Origin of the sequence: Paenibacillus sp. FSL R5-0475 (assembly GCF_038004585.1) — a bacterium.
Lineage (GTDB): Bacteria > Bacillota > Bacilli > Paenibacillales > Paenibacillaceae > Paenibacillus_AQ.
Map to the genome: position 1 here is coordinate 636,015 of NZ_JBBORK010000001.1, position 19,475 is coordinate 655,489.

Annotated in this window: 17 protein-coding genes; 12 read left to right on the forward strand and 5 right to left on the reverse strand. The window is 40.7% G+C overall.

Features of this window, described 5'->3' with window-relative positions; genetic code table 11:
• Positions 1-16 precede the first annotated feature (16 nt).
• Positions 17-4,138 (forward strand): beta-N-acetylglucosaminidase domain-containing protein, encoded by a 4,122-nt coding sequence (locus MKX41_RS02585; protein WP_340968523.1) that lies wholly within the window; start codon positions 17-19, stop codon positions 4,136-4,138.
• Positions 4,139-4,253: 115 nt separating this feature from the next.
• Here the strand turns inward: MKX41_RS02585 and MKX41_RS02590 are convergent, their stop codons facing one another.
• Positions 4,254-4,619 (reverse strand): VOC family protein, encoded by a 366-nt coding sequence (locus MKX41_RS02590; RefSeq protein WP_052404224.1) that lies wholly within the window; start codon positions 4,617-4,619, stop codon positions 4,254-4,256.
• Positions 4,620-4,823: 204 nt separating this feature from the next.
• Here MKX41_RS02590 and MKX41_RS02595 point away from each other — a divergent pair, with 204 nt between their 5' ends.
• The 7 genes from MKX41_RS02595 to MKX41_RS02625 all read left to right on the forward strand — a co-directional run bounded on the left by MKX41_RS02595 (position 4,824) and on the right by MKX41_RS02625 (position 12,250).
• The gene (locus MKX41_RS02595; protein WP_340968526.1) at positions 4,824-6,914 is read left to right on the forward strand and encodes an alpha/beta hydrolase fold domain-containing protein; all 2,091 of its coding nucleotides are present in this window, start codon (positions 4,824-4,826) and stop codon (positions 6,912-6,914) included.
• A gap of 181 nt (positions 6,915-7,095) precedes the next feature.
• The gene (locus MKX41_RS02600) at positions 7,096-7,677 is read left to right on the forward strand and encodes a TetR/AcrR family transcriptional regulator (RefSeq protein WP_340968529.1); all 582 of its coding nucleotides are present in this window, start codon (positions 7,096-7,098) and stop codon (positions 7,675-7,677) included.
• An 82-nt stretch (positions 7,678-7,759) separates the two neighbouring features.
• The gene (locus MKX41_RS02605) at positions 7,760-8,218 is read left to right on the forward strand and encodes an FMN-binding protein (protein WP_340968531.1); all 459 of its coding nucleotides are present in this window, start codon (positions 7,760-7,762) and stop codon (positions 8,216-8,218) included.
• 20 nt (positions 8,219-8,238) lie between these two features.
• Positions 8,239-8,760 (forward strand): flavodoxin family protein, encoded by a 522-nt coding sequence (locus tag MKX41_RS02610; protein ID WP_340968533.1) that lies wholly within the window; start codon positions 8,239-8,241, stop codon positions 8,758-8,760.
• A gap of 134 nt (positions 8,761-8,894) precedes the next feature.
• Positions 8,895-9,542: a hypothetical protein gene (locus MKX41_RS02615; protein ID WP_042186601.1), complete on the forward strand. Its 648-nt coding sequence runs from the start codon at positions 8,895-8,897 to the stop codon at positions 9,540-9,542.
• A gap of 395 nt (positions 9,543-9,937) precedes the next feature.
• On the forward strand, positions 9,938-10,747 hold the full coding sequence (locus tag MKX41_RS02620; RefSeq protein WP_339246654.1) for an acyltransferase domain-containing protein: 810 nt from the start codon (positions 9,938-9,940) through the stop codon (positions 10,745-10,747).
• 261 nt (positions 10,748-11,008) lie between these two features.
• A complete protein-coding gene (locus tag MKX41_RS02625; protein WP_427468942.1) occupies positions 11,009-12,250 on the forward strand; it encodes an RICIN domain-containing protein in 1,242 nt (413 codons plus the stop codon).
• 112 nt (positions 12,251-12,362) lie between these two features.
• Here the strand turns inward: MKX41_RS02625 and MKX41_RS02630 are convergent, their stop codons facing one another.
• Together MKX41_RS02630 and coaA are read right to left on the reverse strand one after the other, a co-directional pair.
• Positions 12,363-13,388, reverse strand: coding sequence for a glycosyltransferase family 8 protein (locus tag MKX41_RS02630; protein WP_339246655.1), 1,026 nt, complete (start codon positions 13,386-13,388; stop codon positions 12,363-12,365).
• 162 nt (positions 13,389-13,550) lie between these two features.
• A complete protein-coding gene (coaA, locus tag MKX41_RS02635; RefSeq protein ID WP_339802178.1) occupies positions 13,551-14,486 on the reverse strand; it encodes a type I pantothenate kinase in 936 nt (311 codons plus the stop codon).
• A gap of 179 nt (positions 14,487-14,665) precedes the next feature.
• Between coaA and MKX41_RS02640 the strand changes: the two genes are divergently transcribed.
• Together MKX41_RS02640 and MKX41_RS02645 are read left to right on the forward strand one after the other, a co-directional pair.
• Entirely contained in the window at positions 14,666-15,745 is a 1,080-nt protein-coding gene (locus MKX41_RS02640; RefSeq protein WP_340968536.1) for an alpha/beta hydrolase family protein, read from the forward strand.
• A gap of 50 nt (positions 15,746-15,795) precedes the next feature.
• Positions 15,796-16,422 (forward strand): suppressor of fused domain protein, encoded by a 627-nt coding sequence (locus MKX41_RS02645; RefSeq protein ID WP_340968537.1) that lies wholly within the window; start codon positions 15,796-15,798, stop codon positions 16,420-16,422.
• A gap of 32 nt (positions 16,423-16,454) precedes the next feature.
• Here MKX41_RS02645 and MKX41_RS02650 read toward each other — a convergent pair whose 3' ends face one another.
• Positions 16,455-16,835, reverse strand: coding sequence for a VOC family protein (locus MKX41_RS02650; RefSeq protein ID WP_042186616.1), 381 nt, complete (start codon positions 16,833-16,835; stop codon positions 16,455-16,457).
• 221 nt (positions 16,836-17,056) lie between these two features.
• Here MKX41_RS02650 and MKX41_RS02655 point away from each other — a divergent pair, with 221 nt between their 5' ends.
• Both MKX41_RS02655 and MKX41_RS02660 read left to right on the forward strand, forming a co-directional pair.
• Positions 17,057-18,094 (forward strand): NADH:flavin oxidoreductase/NADH oxidase, encoded by a 1,038-nt coding sequence (locus MKX41_RS02655; protein WP_340968539.1) that lies wholly within the window; start codon positions 17,057-17,059, stop codon positions 18,092-18,094.
• 164 nt (positions 18,095-18,258) lie between these two features.
• Positions 18,259-18,696, forward strand: a complete 438-nt coding sequence (locus MKX41_RS02660; RefSeq protein WP_081383065.1) for a MarR family winged helix-turn-helix transcriptional regulator — start codon at positions 18,259-18,261, stop codon at positions 18,694-18,696.
• Positions 18,697-18,818: 122 nt separating this feature from the next.
• On the opposite strand, the gene MKX41_RS02665 is transcribed toward MKX41_RS02660, so the two are convergent.
• Positions 18,819-19,403, reverse strand: coding sequence for a GNAT family N-acetyltransferase (locus MKX41_RS02665; protein WP_340968542.1), 585 nt, complete (start codon positions 19,401-19,403; stop codon positions 18,819-18,821).
• Positions 19,404-19,475: the final 72 nt, after the last annotated feature.

Below are 19,475 nucleotides of genomic sequence, written 5' to 3' on the forward strand. Positions count from 1 at the left end.
TAGGAGGGTTAAGGAAATGCCGAAGAAGATTCTCAGTATCTTCATTACACTTATGATGGTGGCCGGCTTGTTCTCCAGTTTTGCAGCTGCAGCGGATGTAGCTTCTGATCTTCCGCAAAAAGATGCAAAATTAACGGAATCCTATGAAATCTATCCATTACCGCAGCAACAAACCGAAGAAGAGACAACCTTAACCATTACACAAAATGTAAACGTTGTTATTGAAGATTCGATTGACCAGCCGACAAGAAAGCTGCTTCAAAGGATACTGGATTCCAAATCACTTCAGGTCACTGAGTCAGGAGCTGTAGTAGCAGGGAAAACAAATATCTTTTTGGGAACTAGAAATTCATCAGGCTATGTAGACAACTACTTCACTCAGAATATTCCCTATGAGGCGGATCACTTCAATGAGCTGGACGCTTATGTTCTTAACGTTAGCACCAAGCAACAGAATAAAGGTGTTATTGCGATATTAGGTAAAAATACGGATGCGGCTTATTATGGCCTGGCATCGCTGAAGATGATTTTTGATCAAATTCCTGATCTGCAGGTTCGTAATCTCACCATCGAAGATTTCTCTGATACTCGCTCGCGGGGATTTATCGAAGGCTTTTACGGCACACCTTGGTCACATGAAGATCGAATGAGCTTGATGCGTTTTGGTGGAGAACTAAAGATGAACACTTATATTTTTGCACCTAAAGATGATAAGTACCATAACGCGCAATGGAGAACACCTTATCCTGCAGCTGAGCTTGCCAAGATCAAAGAACTGGTTGATGTCGGTCATGAATCCAAGACGCAGTTTGTATGGGCGATTCATCCAGGGTTCAATATGATCAATTGGAACAATTATGATGCTGAACTCCAAACCTTACTTGCGAAGCTTGAACAATTGTACAGTGTAGGCGTACGTCAATTTGGACTATTTATGGATGATATCAGCACATCACAATCGTTAGTGGATAAGGACAAACATGTTAGGCTTATTACGGATGTTGCGAATTGGGTAACGTCCAAGAAAGACGTCAAATCATTAATTTATTGTCCTCCATATTATAATAAAAGCTGGACAGGAACGACTGGCAGACCCTATCTTGAAGCCTTGAGAAATGTGCCAGAGAATGTAGATATAATGTGGACCGGGAACGGCGTTGTTGCCTCTGTTAACGCGGCAGATATGCAGTGGCCCAAAGATGCACATGGAAGAGACCCTTATATGTGGTTAAACTGGCCAGTGAATGACTATAAGGATGCAAGACTGCTGCTCGGTAAAGCAGAAGTGCTCATTCCAGGTACACATAATATTTCAGGTGTAGTGTCTAATCCTATGAAGCATGCGGAATTATCTAAGATCGGTATATTCGCGGTTGCGGATTACACTTGGAATGTAGATGATTTTGATCAAGAGGAGAGCTGGCTCGATTCATTTCAGCATATTGCCCCTGAAGTTGCTTCTGAGCTTAATACGATCGCCTATCATATGAGTGACCCATCGCCTAGCGGTCATGGACTTGTAGTAGGTGAATCGGAAAATATCAAAGCTGAGCTAGCGCAATTCTTAAGTGAATACTCAAGTGGTCAGCCGATAGAAACGACGGGGAATACATTGATTCAAGAATTTGATCTAGTATTGGATGCCATCGCGTCGTTTAGAGTAAATAACACGAATGAAAATATGGAAGAAGAAATTGATCCATGGCTAAATAGCTTGCAAAATGTCGTTCTTGCCGATAAATCGGCAGTTCTCTCTGCGATAGCAATCCAGAAAGAGAAGGTTGATCAGGCATGGGAAGCACTGGCTAAGGCCACAAGCGCATTAAGCTTATCCAAAACATTCAAAATTGAGAAGCTTAATTCTCCAGATGTGACGGTCGAGGCAGGAGCAAAGCGGCTGGTTCCTTTTGCTGAGCAGCTCATCAATAAACTGGATGCTCAGATTTATACTTTGGTGGACCCGGAATATGTTAAACCTCTAGCTGTAAGCTCTTATGGTTCTCCTTCAGGATTAAACCTGATGGTAGACGGAGATTTAGCAACGAACGTCTATATTCAGACGCTTCAACAGAATGGAGACTGGTATGGTGTTGATTTTGGAAAAACCATTAAAGTGGAAGAAATTGCGATCACACAAGGTAGAAATGATGCGGATCACGATATATTCCAAAGGGGGATTCTTGAGTATTCCGTGAACGGTCAAGAATGGACTGCAATCGGAGAAGAGCGTTCTGGGTATAAAATTTCTGCTTCCGGGCTCAATGTGGAGGCAAGGATGGTTCGATATCGATTGACGCATGCTGGAATACCTGGAGGTAAGCCTGATTTATGGACGGCAGTTCGCGAGTTTTCCGTAAATGCAGGTAAAGATAAGGTAGCCATTTACACCGATGTGACAGAGTTGAAGGATACTCCTGTTATGGTAGCAGATAATTCTGTGCAATTATCGAATATGAATGGAATCACATTAAAGCCATCCCAATATGTTGGGATTAATTTGAAATCCATTGAAGAGATCACGCAAGTTGCGCTTGAAGCTTCTAACGGAGAAGTTCGGTTAGAATCCTCAAAGAACGGTGTGGAATGGGAACAGATTAATGAGGGGAATGGGGCGTTTGCTAGTGCTGCCTATTTCCGGATCATAAACAAGGGAACTGAGAATATCACTGTAGATTTGACAAGGCTCATGATCAAGCTGAACAAATTCTCTCCACCAATGATTACTCATAATTACGGAAGCATTTATGAAGGTTCTATCAACAACGTGTACAATGCTTCTTTAGAGAACAAGGTTTGGTTCGGTTCGATTCAATCGAAAGGGAAGTATATTCAGATCGACATGGGCGGTGTGGTGAATGTCCAGAATGTAGCTGTCGTGATTGGAGACGGTGAAGGAGATTTCTTCCGTAAAGGAGATTTACAGCTGTCGCTAGACGGAGAGACATGGGATACGATCCATACGTTTACTAATCCGAGCGATCGGAGTTTGAATTTCCCAGAGCACGAGGTGCCTTACCGTTATAAGCGAGTTCAAGTTGACGGTGGCAAGCAAGCCCGCTATGTAAGATTGATTTCAACTGAAACCTATGATGCATGGCTCGCGCTTAATGAAATTTTGGTTAATGAAGGGATTGAAAGACCGGGAACTTCCAATCCGGCTATCCAGGCTGAACCTGCTGGAAACATAGGAAATGAAGCATTGCTGTCCGTTGACAAAAAGCTCTCCACCTTCTATATGCCGGGTGCTGGGAATACGGGTTCCTTAAATTATAAGTTGTCGAAGGATACGAAGGTAAAAGAAGTGATAGTTTTGCAAAATCCATCGGATAATTCAAACGCTGTGGTGTCCGTTCGAGATGCGATTGGATGGCATAAGGTTGGTAACCTGTCCTCATCTTATAATACATTTGATACCTCCAAGTATAGTTATGTGTTTGAAGTGAAGATTCAGTGGGAGGGTTCGATTAAACCCAAAATCCACGAGATCATTACCGTTAAAAAAGACGGGAATGGTGAAGTTGATCCATCGGGTAAGATGACTTCTGTTCTGTCTGGGGTAGACACTGTAGCTGGAGGTAATGACTTTCAACTGGCGTTTGGGGTAAAAAGTGTAACAGATGCTGTATATGCGATGGATATAACCATGAACTATGATCCTAAGCTGTTGGAATTCAAGGCTGCTACTTCCTTGCGTAGTGGAATCCAGGTGCTTGAAACTGCTAATCACACGCCTGGAAAACTACGACTGCTGGTGGTGAGTGAAGGTGCGGGAAATGCTGTGACTGGCAATCTGCAGCTGTTATCCTTGGATTTTGGTACTAAGACAGTAGCGGAAGCTACAGAGAGTACTATTCAGATTGAAAAAGTGATCGTAGCCGATGCGGAAGGCAAGGAGAGCGAAACTGTCACGTCGAGCCATAAGCTCAAGATAACAGCAGAAGAGCCGGAGCCTGGTATGACTGGTGACATCAATAAAGATGGCAAAGTGTCCATCGGTGACTTAGCGATTGTCGCTGCTAATTATGGCAAGGATACCAGCAGTCCGGATTGGGCTGAGGCTAAACGTGCCGATATCAATAAAGATGGTGTGATTGATTTGAAAGACTTAGCGCTGGTAGCTCGTAAGATAACAGAATGAGTAGTAGCCTTCAACCCATAACAAATTAGCAGATATAATCAAAAAAAAGGAAGTGTCACCGCAGCCATTTCATGGCTTTTGGGACACTTCCTTTTTTTGCTTGAAGAGTGCTAGCCTAGCTATGCTCCGCTAACTGTACCTCGAAGCCGTCCGGGTCCAGTATATATAAGAATCGCAGATGGGGATTTGGTGTGATCGGTCCGCGTGCGACGGGGATACCTTGGCTTTTCAAATACGCTATGGCATCGTCGAGCGATTCCACTTCGAAACCAACAGAAACGCCGCATTCCGGCTTCAGTGCCGGATCACTACCCTGAATAAGCTCGATTTTGGGCTGATCCACCGTGCCTAACATAACAATTTGTTTTCCTCTACTCTCAAATCTGCGGTCAATGGGAAGCCCCAGAATCCGGTTATAAAAATCAAGGGAAGCCTCCAGATCGCGCACCCTAAGCGTTACCCAATTCATGCTCAACTTCATGATTGTAATGTCCTCCTCTATCTATTTCTATGACTAAGCCGATTCTACTTAATTATACGCTTTCTTGTTCACTAAAAGTTCGTAATATTAAACCTAATTCACGAAGGAATACATAATTGTTAAACGATGCCTTGAATTCTAGAATGATGATATTGGAATTATATTACTTTTTCAAATCCAAAATCATTCTGGGAGGTTGTCATAATGAAGCGTAGGCTTATTTACGTTCTTACGATCCTAGTAATCGTTCTAGGTTCCTGGTTGTTACTGCATAACCAAGAGAATAAGAGCGCTTTAGAAAAGGAAGGAAAAGAAGTGCCTAACGTGATTATTACTGACAGTAGTACATCAGCGGCTAAAGTTACTGTCAATAACGGACAAATTTCGGTTCAGTACTTGACTCCCGCTTATAAGGTTACAGTGAAAGGAGATATTTTGTATGCGAGCAAGAAGAATGAGACAGATGCTCTAGAACCGCTGAAACTCGATCTGTACGAGCCGTCTGGCGATAATAACGAGAAGAGGCCTGTATTTATTTTCATTCACGGTGGTGGTTATACAGAAGGGAATAAGAACGATGCAGCAGATTTTTCTACGGGATTGGCGAAGCGAGGATATGCTGTATTGTCCGTTGATTATAGGCTGAAAAAAGATCCATTTACTAATTTCAGCCGCACACTTAATGACGCTTATGAAGATATAACCGATGTGATTAAATGGATCAACGATAACGCAGAGATTTACGGGATGGATGCAAGCCGTATTGTTATCGGTGGTGATTCGGCGGGGGGACATCTAGCCATAAACTTTGTCAATCAATATGTATCACAGGATCCTTCCATCATTAAATCTGTATTTTCTATTGTTGATATTTATGGTGGTGATCTGACGAAAAGTGCGGACAGCAAGCTGCCGCCGGTCCTCATCATTCATGGAACGATAGACAAACTGGTGCCGCACCAGCAAAGTGTTGACTTGGCCGAACAGCTGAAAGAGAAGGGGGTGTATCATAATCTACTCACCATGGAAGGTGTCGGACATGACTACAAGAATGATAAATACATCGATGAAATTATGGAGACGACAACACATTTTCTATGGAATGTCATGAATAGTTCTGATCTTGCAAAGCTGCCAGAGAATTCCGGAATTTCGATTGCTTCCGGCGATGCCTTTGATATTAAGCTGCCTGAGGCCTATCGCATTCCTGCGAAGGAGTCGATGAACATCGATTTGCCTGAGGGCTGGATACTTCGTGAGCAGGAGGAGAAAGAAGACAGACTTCGGATACAGGTTCCGGAAGGCTTGGTGCGAGGAAATGATACACTGTTTGTCTCACGAGGCGAAGATCCTAAAACGGCAATGAGCTTCGCTGTCAATGTTAACGTAATCGACCCGCTGACGGTGAAATATGAGACATATTATGATGAAGCTGCCAAGGAATTAAAAACTCATATGGATGTTACTAATCAGTCTACGAACAATTTCAATGGTTCAGTGGAAGCCGATTATGAAACAGGACGTTCTACTCAGGGGACCTACAACGCCACTGTGGAGAATCTGGAATCAGGAAAGAGTGTGCGGTTAGAGATTCCTGAGCTTGCTAGAGGACAACGGACGCTTAAATCTTATAATGACATAGGTAATCTATTGCAGACGACGTTAGATTCCTTTAACGCACTGTTGTTGCCAAAACTCAGTAAGCCCGTTGAAATCAATGGTAACCTATCAGATTGGAGTGATCTGGCTCGCTTTGATGTGAAGGATATCAAAATCAATGGTTGGCGAGGTGAGCAGGATATCAGTGCGACCGGTTCCTTAGCTTGGGACGCGGATAACCTTTATCTAGGGGTAGAAGTTATAGATGACAAGCATGAACAGTCGGCATCAGGTGATGCTATTTGGAGTGGGGACAGCATTCAGATTGGGATTGGTATTGCAAACTCAGACGGAACGGTACCCTCGGAGTATCATGAACTAGGTGTGGCTCGGGGAAATGCAGGGAATTTACTCAAGTGGCGCTGGCTAACCCCAAGGGGATTCAATATAAATGATGCCCTAGAGCTAAAGTATGCGGTGAGTCGTTCAGATTCAACAACCAGCTATGAATTAGCCATACCCTGGCGTGAACTGAGCCATGACATTACGCAGGTGAAGCAAGGAATGAAGCTTAAGTTTTCGCTGTTGGTCAATGATAATGACGGCGAGGGGCGTAGAGGCTGGCTGGAATACAATAGTGGCATAGGTTCTTCGAAGGATGTTAATGCCTTCGGGGATCTGTACCTGATGGATTAAGAAGATCTCATGAAACTATAAGTTTCTGTAACTATCGGGAAAACGGCAGAGATGCCGTTTTTTTATTTTATTATCGCTCAATGAACGAAAAGATAACAAATAAGTTTTGCATTGACACATCCAGATTTTGACATTATAATATGAATGAAAAAATAATTATTCATTCATGGAGATGCGGAAAGTGGAAGATAAAAAAACAAAGATTTATGATTGTGGGAAAGAGATATTTAGCAATAAAGGTTTTAAGGATACGAATGTCTCGGACATTACAAAAAAAGCTGGAATAGCTATAGGAACCTTTTACAATTATTATCCTTCTAAGGAAAAGCTTTTTATGGATATCTTTCTTGAAGAAAATGCGAAACTCAAAAAAAACTGTATGGAATCCCTTGACATGACCCAAAGCCCGGTGATTGTAATTCGGCAGATGATGGCACTCAATATGGAAGGCATATTATCCAACCCCATTTTAAAGGAATGGTATAACAAAAGTGTTTTTGGGAAAATCGAACAGCTTTATCGAGAAGAAACCGGCATTCAGGTGAACGATTTCTTATATGATAGCTTCCATGAAATTGTGCAGCAATGGCAAACCGAAGGCAAGATGCGAAGCGATATGGACAGCAAAATGATTATGATGGTCTTCGCCGCCATGATCAATGTGGAGACCCACAAGGAAGAAATAGGACTGGAGTTCTTTCCACAATTACTGGACCATATGATGGAACTAATCATGAAGGGTCTTACAGACTGCCCCAAATAGAACGAATGAGGCAGTTTTTTTATCCCTTAAAATGAATGAATATTATAATATTCATTCAAAAACTGAGAAGAGGGGCATGCGAATGAACATTGTTGTAAGTAGTAAAAGGAAGATCTCAATGTGGATGGTTATACTGATCATCTTCGTCGTGATTGTAGTCATCGTATGGGGAGGGATTCTCTTAAGTGCTCCAGGGAGGCGTGAAGTTCAGAAGCTTACTATCGACGTCATTGATTTCCAAAAGCTGCGTGATGGAACCTATGTGGGAGAATATATCGGCACAAAGGATCATTCCAGAGATACTAAGGTTCAGGCATCAATATCTGAGGGTCAAATTTTAGATATTAAAATACTCAAAGGCGCTATAGATAAAAATGGAAATCTGCTTAAAATGAAGGGGGGGATAAGCATTGGTGATTTGTTTAGACATGTGATTGAATCACAATCCCTTCAGGTAGACGTTATTAGTGGGGCAACGCTTACCTCTAAAGCACATCTTAAGGCACTAGAAAATGCACTGGAGCAAGCAAAGACGAAATAATTCGTTTCAGGAGGGCTAAGATGAACATTGCAGTCATATCGTATTCATTCACAGGCAACAATGATGCATTAGCTGGCAGTGTGGCTAAAGAACTGTCATCTGAATATTTTCAGATTTCTGAATCCAAGCAGCGGACATTGAGTTCCATTACAATGGATATGATTTTCAGCAGGATACCGTTGGTACAGCCATCACCTAATGTATTAGTAAAGTATGATTTGATCCTCTTTTTCGGGCCGATCTGGATGGGGCAAGTGGCCACACCACTCCGACCCTATTTAAAGCATTTGAAAACAAACCCGAACAAGTATGGTTTTATTTCAATCAGTGGCGGAGCGGACGGACCCAACTCGAAGGTACCAGGCGAACTCAGGAAAAGAACTGGGGCTGATCCCGTTGTATTTATAGATCTGTATATCGCCGACTTAATATCGACAAATCCTAAACCGACACGAAAAGCTACTTCTGCTTACAAGTTAGATCCTGGGGATATCAAACAATTAACCAGTATAGTAGTGAAGAAAATAATGGATGTGACTTAAGTAAGAGTTGACCCATAAATAAACTGCAGAGATGCCGTTTATTTATTTTCTCCTCAACTGGTAGGAATTTGTCTATTATTAAAGTGTCAGTTCAATTCACTAGATGGTATGATAGGAGCGGGAGGGAATTTAAAATGACCAATGAGATAACAAATGAGAACGAAGAAACATTAAACGAGAACGAGGAAATAACCAATGATCCAGAAATGTCTGAGGAGGATATGAATAAGCTAGTGATGGCTGTTCATCATAACGGTCTCGTAGCTTTGAGAGTGCACTTTCAAGACGTTGAAGGACAAGTGTTGAATATGGAGGCCTACGGCCCGGTTTTTGTTTTTCACGTAAAGTCTGAGTTAGACCATGTCTATTCTTGTGGCTTTTTTCTGCGTGAATTGATTGCAAGATTCCAATCGGGTAAGGATCCTGCAGCATGGATGGCTTCATTCTTTGTTGATCTGATGAAGATTGAGGGCGGCAAAACGCTTCCAAAACCGCCTTCAAGTGAAGAAGAAGCTAAAGCGATCATAGACAATGTATTAGTTCCGCAATGTATTAAAGAAATAACTGAAGAATTTGCGCCAGAAGATGTACATGTTGGACTAGCTTGGAATGAAAAACTAGGTCCGGTTTTCGAGGCTGGATTTCCAGCGATAAGCGATGGGAATAACGTTTGTGCGTTCCCACTGCATTTATTGTTAACGCACTTGCAATTGAATCGGGATCCTTCCGAGCTGCTTGTTCAAGGCATGTATAACATCCGTAAGGAACATGGGTTGGAGTAAAACAGGCTCCGAGCCCTGGCCATCCATAAAACAAAGAAACGGCAGAAATGCCGTTTCTTTGTTTTATTTTATGAGTTCTTACAATCCGTAGAGTCAATTCACTTTAGAAGCGCTTTTGAATTCACTAGTTGTTAGGCCTGTAATGTGTTTAAATACTTTACTGAAATAAACGCAATCTTCCAAATCGATGGGCTTTTGGTACCACAGCCGCCATCGGAGAGCTTTCCTGCAAAGCCATGAGGAGTGCGGTCAACGATTCCGTTGACAACAGAAGCACTTGATTCTATATTATGCACAACACGATATGGATTCTATAGTTATGAATTTAGCATTCCAGCGCGTGAGAATGTATATTTAAGGCTATGATTTAACGTAGTCTTTTAGGAGGTTTTCTAGTGAATATCAGAGCATTGTGTGAAGGGATAAAGCTTGATCCAGCGGCTAGACAGCAGGTTTATGAGTTTCAGATAAAAGAGGATGAATATCTAGTTTATAAACAACATTTTTATTTTGACAGATTTTCTTTTTTTGAATCTGTGAAAGCATCGGAGGGCTATCGAAAGCTACTATTATATTTATTTGTGAGATTCGCAGTAGAAGCTTATGAAGAGTATCGTATTCGTAACATTGAGGATGAGATCTATTATGATACATTCTCAGATATTCAGATCTGGTGCATGCAATGTCTACGTGATTACGGTGAATATGGTATTGAAGAATATAACTGGCTGCAAGAGCATGTTCAGCTTCGTTTATTTCGTTTGGGAAGAATGCAATTTCAACCTTTTGCGATGGACCGCGATTTAGATGTTGATGGTTGTAAAATCTATACCAATCAAATCGTGCTTAATGTGCACATTCCAGCGGGAGAGCCTTTATCCGTTCAAAGTGTCGAGGAGTCCTTTCAGTTAGCCAGAGTTTTTTTCAGAGGTATAACTCCAGTGTTTATTTGTCATTCATGGCTGCTTGATCCGGAATTAAGTGAGATTTTGAACCCAGAATCGAACATTATTCAGTTTCAAAGTCGGTTCTACATTTATGAAGTGGATAAAAGTTCCAAGGAAGCAGAAGAAAGAATATTTAGTAAATTAAGTATGACCCCACAAGCGTACGAAGAGAACACCCAACTGCAACGGCGTGCAAAAGCCTTTTTAATTGCAGGAGGCAAACTAGGAAGTGGCTATGGGATTAAAGTACATAAGTAAGGTTGAAATCTTGGCATATTACGGATAGAGAAGACGTACACTGCAAATGAAGTGATGCGTTAACCTGACTCTGGCTGTAATAGCTGGTTTTGGGGATAGTGCTTTGTTTTATCCAAAAACGAAACCGGTTTCAAATGTACGAGCGCGCCGTGCAATGAAATCAATAAGATCAAAGAGGTGATTCCATTGGGCTGACCCTGGGCAGATATCGTCTTAAGCATTCCTATGTCCTATAATTTTTTTATTTATTAGGAGGAGACGATGATGTTGAGAAAAGGAAAAATGCTAAGTCTATTTCTGCTGTTTACACTCATGATTGCTCTAGTGCCTACAGGTAATTCAAGTGCAGCCTCGAACTGGAATCTGGTATGGAGTGATGAATTTGACGGGAATTCTCTGAATACTGGTAATTGGTCCGCCGAAATCGGCACAGGGAGCGGTGGCTGGGGTAACAATGAACTTCAGTACTATACTAGTCGTCCGCAGAACCTGCAAGTTACGGGTGGAAATCTGGTTATTACAGCGCAAAAAGAATCCTACGGTGGAATGAATTACACCTCTGCACGGATCAAAACACAAGGACTCAAAAGTTTTACCTATGGGAAAATTGAAGCTAGAATCAAGGTGCCTTCAGGTCAAGGACTCTGGCCGGCATTTTGGATGCTTGGATCAAATATTGATACAGTAGGTTGGCCTAAATCCGGTGAAACAGACATTATGGAACGTGTGAACAATAATGCTTTTGTTAATGGGACGGTACACTGGGATGCCAATGGGCATGCCGAGTATGGGCAGGTATCCGGAAATCTGGATTTCTCTCAATACCATGTGTACAGCGTTGAATGGGATGCGAATTATATCAAGTGGTTTGTAGATGGCAACCAATTTAATGCTTTTTATATCGAGAATGGAACGGGAAATACGGAGGAGTTCCAAAAACCCTTCTTTATCCTGCTAAACCTTGCTGTTGGTGGGAATTGGCCTGGAAGTCCAAACGCTTCAACTGCTTTCCCGGCGCAAATGCTGGTTGATTATGTACGTGTGTATCAATCCGCGCCTACCTCAAACATCGTTAGTGGTGGGATTTATACTTTAGCCGACAAGGCTAGTGGCAAGGTTCTGGACGTAGTGGATGTATCCACAGCAAGTGGGGCAAAGATGCAGCAATGGACCAATTACACAGCCAATAATCAGAAATTTAAGGTGGAAAGTACAGGAGACGGCTACTATAAGCTGACAGCAGTGCATAGTGGAAAAGTGTTGGATGTGCCGAACTCATCAACCGTCAGCGGCGTACAGTTGCAGCAATGGGATGACAATGGTACCAACGCTCAGCGGTGGAGCATTGTAGATGTAGGGGGTGGCTACTACAAACTAATTTCTAAAGTGAGTGGATTAGCTATGGATGTAAACGGAGCCTCAACCGCAGATGGCGCAGCGGTTCAGCAGTGGACGGATAACGGAAGCGATGCTCAGAAATGGTTTTTTACTAAAGTGAACTAAAAGGATCTATTATACGATCATGTTTAAGAAAAACGGCAGAGATACCGTTTTTCAGAATGACGAGAAACCCAATTCACTGGATGGCCTTGGGTTTCTCGAGATCCTGCAGCCTCTATCTAATAGGGGCTGTTTTTTTACGTTTAATACGTCGTTGATATTGAATTCTTGTATTGATTACTGTCCCTTTTCTTCTCCTAATCGTTCTAATTAATTTCAATTGAAACAGCGAAAGGGGCGAGATTCTTGTGCGAATAATTTTAATTCTACGTTTATAAATGATTCGTCTATTACTTTTTCGTATGAACCGCCGCTTTACATAGCTGACCTTCCGTCTTCTTCGTTTTAATTTGGCTTTAAAAGCTCTCCAAGGGGTTAGATTTAGGAACTTACGATATAGCGCAAATCCTGAGGAATCTTTATTCCAGCATTTCTCATCCCCGGCAAAATGGACAATTTTATTATTGTAGTCATGATCTGGGATGGCCATGTTAAATGAATTAAAACGGATATCGAGAGGGAGGTAATTCGCTCCAAAAACTGCATTTAGAACATCCTGGTCAGGCATGGTGACATCAGGGAAAGTGCGCAAGAAGTTCAGCATCTCTTGGTACCAGTTCGTATTCTGGCGGATATTATTCAAAGCAAATACGATCACTCCAGAATTAAAATAAATCTCGGGATTCAGCCCTTTGGCGCTCACAATAGATGCAACATCCATAATGCCCTGATCCCAAATCGCCCCTAAATATTTTTCATTCAGCTCGACTTGCCACAGCTCCGCGATGTCTATGTTTACCAATACATCACAATCCAGATAAATAATTTTGTCAGAAGGAATTAACGCGGGAAGCAGCAATCGGTACATACTTGCATGTGTCCACATATCGATAGAATTAATATTGGCAAGAACCTGGAGCATATCTTCGGGTAAAGTAATCGAATAAAAGCTAATCGTATGCTGATGTTTAGTGGTTAATCTGGTGAGCTTTCGCTTGTTAACTTCGGTTAAAGAGGCATCATGTAAAATATGAACATGGATTGGGGAACTTGTATGATGAAAAACTGACGCTAAAACGACACCGGCATGCTCTACATACTTTCCATCCTTATCTTGAAAGGCCAAGGCAATTTCGATCATTTGATTTATCCTCTCTCTACATTAGTGTACGAATGTACCACAGTATACGTTTGCCCTGGCAAGAGGATAAAGGCATTACACCTACGATATTCACCCAATTTTTTTTGCACATAAAAAAACCAAGCTCTGCAAATCAGAGACTTGGTTTGTGAGAACAATTTCTTATTTTCGCAGCTTAATACGATCTATGTGATGATTGTTATTTTTAAATAGTATAAGATCTGCACGATTTCTGGTAGGCAAAATATTGTGTATCAAATTTTCAAAATTGATTTCTTTCCATATTCTTTTCGAGATCTCGATAGATTCTTCTAGTGATAACTGTGCATATTTTTTAAAATAAGATTGCTCATCTTGGAAGGCGGTATCTCTAAGCTTAATAAACCGGTCAATATACCATTTCTCAATATTATTCACATCAGCATCCACATAAATTGAAAAATCAAAGAAATCAGATACAAAATAGTTTGGCATACTTTGATTAATTGTCAAACTAGTCTGAAGAACATTTAATCCTTCAACAATTAGGATGTCCGGGTTCTCGATCGTAATACATTCATTTGGCACGATATCATAAGTTAGATGCGAGTATACAGGACTTTGAACACCCGAAACACCAGACTTCACTTTAGTTAAAAATGAAATTAAACTACGTGTGTCGTAGCTTTCAGGAAATCCCTTTTTCTTCATGATTCCACGCTTTTCCAGCTCAGCATTGGGAAGTAGAAACCCGTCAGTTGTAACTAAATCTACTTTTGGATGAGAAGGTAATTGAGAGAGGAGCTTCTGAAGAAGTCTAGCGGTTGTACTCTTGCCAACAGCGACACTTCCGGCGATGCCTATGATAAATGGACCTTTTTTAAGATCGTTATTAAGAAAGTGATTTATAGAATCTTTAAATGTATGAGAGGCTTGAAGCTGCAAATGTATCAATTGGGATAGAGGAAGATAGACCTCATTTACATCCTCAATCGAAATTTTATCGTTAATACTTTGGATATCACTAAGCTCTTCTTCTGATAATTGGATAGCGGTGAAATCGCTTAGCTTCTTCCAATCCTCACGTAAATAAAGTGTATATGCTGAATTATTCACCATTAAAGTTTCCACATCCCTGAGTTTTTTAAAGATTCACCTGCACTTAGGTATTATAACCGTTCATTCAACTTGATTCCATTCATAGCAATCGACATTAGTATGGACATTATGGAGAATTCATTTCAATAAATAGGAAAATAAATTAAAATATAGTGAACGAGGAAGAATGGAGTGGAACCATGGGAGTTTTTCGAAAAGTTGAAGTATTAACGGATTACACGCGCAAGGGTACGTTCCAAGAAGAGTCAGAGCCCAGAAAAATCGTGATAAGTATTTATTATCCGGATAAGGATGGTTTGCTCGATAACAACGAATCTGAAATGAAATATATGGATCTTTTCCGGCCCTGTGAACAACATGCAAGAGAAATTCTAGAAAATATTGGAATGAATATGGATATCATAGATGGATTATCTACCTCAATCAGCGAGGGAGCATTGCAACAAAAATCTAAACGATCCTATCCTGTCATTATCTACTCTCCTGCACTAGGCTTAGATAGAGATATGTATATTTACAATATACAAGCGCTGGTAAAGCGAGAATTTATAGTGGTAACCGTCAGTGCTGCTTATGAAGCCATGTTTACAGTTAGTCCAAGTGGAGAATTTATGAATCAATCAGAGGTCATGAGGACAATACAGGCTACAGATTATAGCGAATTACATCACTTAATTTCTATTCGAAAAAAGGATATACAGTATGTCTTGGATTACCTAGCTAATTTGAATTCAAGAATGGAAAGTTTTGATATGGACAAGGTCGGCATTATTGGACATTCAATCGGAGGTGCTACTGCATTAGATTTAACTATGGAAGATGATAGAATTAAAGCCGCAGTTTTATTAGATGCAAGTATTCATTTATATATTGAGAATGAAGTGAACAACAACTCGGTACCCCTACTTGTATTAAGGCAAAATGCTTCTGCTTTAGAATCCTTAAGCATTATTTTACAGGAAAAAATAGCAAATGATTTCATCAAAGGACAAGAGAAGCTTTTCCGGAATTGGAATGGATATAAGTCTTTTTTGAAAATACGAAAGGCAACGCATATGTCCTTTAGTGATATGCCTCTTTTTGAGGAGGACGAGACTTTATATCATAGAACTTGTGGGATTCATAATCAGATAAATGAGCTTGTTGCTAATTTTTTTCAGGAGCATCTATTGAATCAGGGTAATGCTTATTCTACATTCATTAGTTATAATCATAGTGATTTCTGTGTGATCAATGGCAGTGGAGATGAAATTCTGTAATCTAGTAATAAGGGAGGGGATTATAAACGCATTCAGCTCAATCTCATCAGATGATATGTAATCATATTGAACAATACATAGGGGTTATTGATAATATTTTTAAAGAGGTTATTTCAGATGTTCTGTCCATTGATATTCTAATTGTTAACCCGACGCCTGAGCGGAATTACTATACTTTAATTACATCAGGAATGAGTGAATTTGCGATGCAGGTACCAGATGGTGCAGAAGAATATCAATTTACTGAATTAATGATTTGCCTTCCTCCTACATGGAAGCTGTCTGATGAGGCTTTTAAGGACGAAAGAAATTATTGGCCAGTTCGTGCGCTAAAAACAACGGCTAGGTTTCCACATGAATATAATACATGGCTCTATATGGGGCATACGCTAGTCAACGGTAATCCAGTAAAGCCTTATAGTGAGGATACAGGATTTCAAGGGATGTTTGTGTGGGTGCCAGATGTTGAAGATAAAGCTGGATTTTTTAATTTGGAAATGAACAGTGAGAAAGTGGTGCACTTCTATACTTTAATTCCGCTTTATGGAGAAGAGTTAGATTATAAAGTTAAGCATGGCGAGGAAGAACTTCTTAATAAGTTAAATAAGATTGGGGTTACCGATGTTCTGAATCCTTCCCGTAAAAATAGCTGTAAGAAGATATTTGGACTCTTTTAAAGGATAAGAAAAACGGCCGAGGGCCGTTTTTTTTATCCTTTAATCCCAAAAGCAATCCAGCGCCCATCAACATCTTCAATAACAAATTCCTTGTTATTATAGTCGGTGTTTGCTAATGCTCGGACAATGTTAACACCAGCCGCTTCAAATTCTTTCTCCAGCTGCTCTTGCTGTTTCGTAATAAAATAGGCATCGTAACCATAGCCATACAATTCTCGATTAGGAATAACCCTTTGTCCTTGGGATTGAGTAAGGATAATTTCTGTATCATCACGATAGAGGCAAACATGCGGTTCTTCCGTATCTAAATAGGGCACAACTTGAAAGCCTAAGTACTGATTGTAATAAGCAGCGGTGCGCTCAATATTCAGGGTAGGAAAGATACTATGTGATTGTAAAAGCTTTTTGTCCACTTGTGAGATCATCCTTTCTAAGAAAATAGATACCCATATATTACCTTGCGACAAAGATTTCAACAATACGTGGAGTTATTAAACCGCAGGAGACATTCATGGTTGACATCATAGATATTCTATAATAATATACATGCATGAGCATACATTAATTAAATTCTGCTAAAACATGTTTTTAATGTTCATAATAAATTTAGTTTTTTATAAAGAGGAGAGATATCATGAAGAACTTGTTTACCCCTTATGAAATGAAGGATTTGAAATTGAAGAACCGCGTGGTTATGCCTCCAATGTGTCAGTATTCAGTGACTAACAAGGACGGAATTGCTACCGATTGGCATTATAATCATTACGTAAGCCGCGCCATTGGAGGAACAGGATTAATTATTATTGAAATGACCGATGTAGAGCCTGATGGCCGAATTACTGATTTTGACCTTGGCATTTGGTCCGATGAGCAAATACCTGCATTGGCTAGAATTGTTGATGCTTGTCATGCTTATGGGGCAAAAGTAGGTATTCAAATTGCTCATGCTGGTCGTAAGGCTGAAGATGCAGCAGTTCCTGTATCCTCTTCTGCCGTTCCATTTGATGCTGACTCCAAAACACCACGTGCCCTAACGACTGAAGAAGTGAAGGGTATGGTTGAAAAATTCCGGTTAGGCGTGAAGCGTGCGATTCAAGCGGGGTTTGATGTTATCGAGCTTCATGGTGCGCATGGTTACCTTATTCATCAGTTCCATTCACCACTAACGAATCAAAGAACAGATGAATATGGCCAAGATTTGACCTTGTTTGGTACTGAAATCATTCGTGCAGCGAAAAGTGAAATGCCTGAAGGAATGCCATTGATCATGCGTATCTCAGCTCAAGAATATGTAGAGGGCGGATACGGCATTAAAGAAAGCTTGGCATTTAGTAAAGCTTATAAAGAAGCTGGCGCAGATATTTTCCATATCAGTGCAGGTGGTGAAGGTCCTATCGCAGCTGCTGGCAAGCCAGGAACACATGCGGCGTATCAAGTTCCTATGGCAAGAGAGATCAAATATGGTTTGAATGTACCGGTGATTGCTGTAGGCAGATTGGATGAACCTGCTCTTGCTAATGCAGTCATTGGGAATGAGGAAGCAGATCTTGTTGCAGTTGGTCGGGGGATGCTGAGAAATCCATACTGGACGCTGGAGGCTGGGGTTGAGCTTCAGCAAGACCCTAGTATTCCTCGGCAGTATGCCTTTGGATTTCCTAGAATTAAAGGCTAAGGACTAACGAAATTAAATTGTATCATTTGGAAAGACCGACTTCTTGGAGAAACGGTCTTTTCTCTTTTTTGGATTAAGCTTGGCACAATGGATGTGGAGTGTAGTACTATTATATAGAAGAAAAAATTCATGAATAGTCATACGCTCAGGAGATGAAGAGATAGATGGACAAAATTCTAAACAATGACCTTATCGCGAATTGGTTGACGTTAACGCATATACAAATGAATGTGACGAATGAATTAGAAGTTAATTTGCAAGCGAATCATGGATTATCTTTAAAAGAGTTCTACTTGTTATTATTCTTGTCGGAAGCCCCAGAGAAAAAACTGAAACTGCAGAAACTTGAATCGATGGTTGGTTTAAGCCAAAGTGCCGTTTCACGTCTAGTTAGCCGGTTTGAAGCCAAGGGCTGCGGAGCTTTAGAGAGAAAAGCATGCGACAGTGATCGCAGAAGTATTTATACCTCCCTAACCTCCATTGGTGAGGCCAAGCTCATCCGTGCTCAAGAAACCTTTAAAGACACGCTAATGACGGCATTCCCGGAAAAAGATGTGGAACAGCTTCTAGCGCAAATGCTTCGTATGAAGCAGCAATCATGAATCAGCTCAAAAAAACCTCTGTTTAGGTAAATGGATCGTATCTCCATTTCCCATGCAGAGGTTTTTGCTTGTGCTGTAATCTATCAAAAGTGTGCCAGCATTCATTAAGCCTTCTATTGCCATTACCGCTTAGAAAGCTGGTAATAATTATAACTTTCATTTTCAATCGTAATTTCATTAATTAACTCGAAGTCACATTTCTGTATAACTTTATTTGAGGGTGTATTGTGTACCAGAGCAATAGCGTTTAATACATCAGTAGAAGTGTGCTCAAACAAATACTTAATTAACCCCTTGGCAGCTTGTGTGGTATACCCTTTGCCGCGATGATCCTTGGATATGGCATACATGATTTCTCTGTTCGGAGCGGGTAATTCATCCTTCATTCCTGTACAGCACCAACCGATAAACTCATTCGTCTCTTTTAAAATAATGCCTAAACGAAGACGAAGCTCCCCGATATTTCCATCCGCTGAGACCGCTTGTAGAAACTGTTGGTTTTCTTTCATTTCATAGTTTATTAACCAATCTAGCCGTTGTTCTTTAGGGACATTCCAGTCGGGCAGAAATTCTATGATTTCAGGCTGCGTGGTAAGTGCGTGAAACTCGTCTAAATCCTCCACTCTAAACTCTCGTAACAGGATATCTTTACATTCAATTGTAAATAAATCGCGTTTTGTTGTTTCATAACCTACATGGTTATTCATATTTCATCTCTCCTTCGTGCATTCAAATTCATTTTATCATGAATAAAAAGTACGATTTGGTAATCTTTGATT

Excerpts from the sequence above, each read along its gene's own strand:
- MKX41_RS02585 (WP_340968523.1), top strand. The coding sequence starts at position 17 with ATGCCGAAGAAGATTCTCAGTATCTTCATTACACTTATGATGGTGGCC.
- MKX41_RS02590 (WP_052404224.1), bottom strand. The coding sequence starts at position 4,619 with ATGAAGTTGAGCATGAATTGGGTAACGCTTAGGGTGCGCGATCTGGAG.
- MKX41_RS02595 (WP_340968526.1), top strand. The coding sequence starts at position 4,824 with ATGAAGCGTAGGCTTATTTACGTTCTTACGATCCTAGTAATCGTTCTA.
- MKX41_RS02605 (WP_340968531.1), top strand. The coding sequence starts at position 7,760 with ATGAACATTGTTGTAAGTAGTAAAAGGAAGATCTCAATGTGGATGGTT.
- MKX41_RS02610 (WP_340968533.1), top strand. The coding sequence starts at position 8,239 with ATGAACATTGCAGTCATATCGTATTCATTCACAGGCAACAATGATGCA.
- MKX41_RS02615 (WP_042186601.1), top strand. The coding sequence starts at position 8,895 with ATGACCAATGAGATAACAAATGAGAACGAAGAAACATTAAACGAGAAC.
- MKX41_RS02625 (WP_427468942.1), top strand. The coding sequence starts at position 11,009 with ATGATGTTGAGAAAAGGAAAAATGCTAAGTCTATTTCTGCTGTTTACA.
- MKX41_RS02630 (WP_339246655.1), bottom strand. The coding sequence starts at position 13,388 with ATGATCGAAATTGCCTTGGCCTTTCAAGATAAGGATGGAAAGTATGTA.
- coaA (WP_339802178.1), bottom strand. The coding sequence starts at position 14,486 with ATGGTGAATAATTCAGCATATACACTTTATTTACGTGAGGATTGGAAG.
- MKX41_RS02640 (WP_340968536.1), top strand. The coding sequence starts at position 14,666 with ATGGGAGTTTTTCGAAAAGTTGAAGTATTAACGGATTACACGCGCAAG.
- MKX41_RS02645 (WP_340968537.1), top strand. The coding sequence starts at position 15,796 with ATGATATGTAATCATATTGAACAATACATAGGGGTTATTGATAATATT.
- MKX41_RS02655 (WP_340968539.1), top strand. The coding sequence starts at position 17,057 with ATGAAGAACTTGTTTACCCCTTATGAAATGAAGGATTTGAAATTGAAG.
- MKX41_RS02660 (WP_081383065.1), top strand. The coding sequence starts at position 18,259 with ATGGACAAAATTCTAAACAATGACCTTATCGCGAATTGGTTGACGTTA.
- MKX41_RS02665 (WP_340968542.1), bottom strand. The coding sequence starts at position 19,403 with ATGAATAACCATGTAGGTTATGAAACAACAAAACGCGATTTATTTACA.